General features: G+C 69.3%; 1 protein-coding gene. It reads right to left on the bottom strand.

From position 1 onward, the window contains the following. Positions 1-332: tetratricopeptide repeat protein (locus tag ABZW10_RS28025; RefSeq protein WP_355370965.1), on the bottom strand; the 332-nt coding region annotated here is incomplete at both ends.

The following is a 332-nucleotide window of genomic DNA, read 5'->3' as shown; positions in this document are numbered from 1 at the left end:
GTGCGAGGGTGGCCTCGTAGAGGGTGATGGCGCGGTCGAGGTCGCCGGCTTCCCGGTAGGCGGCTGCGAGGTTGTTGCGGGTGACCAGGGTGTTGGGGTGGGTGGCGCCGAGGATCAGTTCGTGTTGTGCGAGGGTGGCCTCGTAGAGGGTGATGGCGCGGTCGAGGTCGCCGGCTTCCCGGTAGGCGGCTGCGAGGTTGTTGCGGGCGGCGAGGGTGCTGGGGTGGGTGTCACCCAGGATCAGTTCGTGTTGTGCGAGGGTGGCCTCGTAGAGGGTGATGGCGCGGTCGAGGTCGCCGGCTTCCCGGTAGGCGGCTGCGAGGTTGTTGCGG

The organism is Kitasatospora sp. NPDC004723 (assembly GCF_040609255.1).
In the GTDB taxonomy this organism is placed as follows: domain Bacteria; phylum Actinomycetota; class Actinomycetes; order Streptomycetales; family Streptomycetaceae; genus Kitasatospora.
The sequence above is the reverse complement of the archived record's forward strand: the minus strand, read 5'-3'. Positions and strand labels throughout refer to the sequence as shown.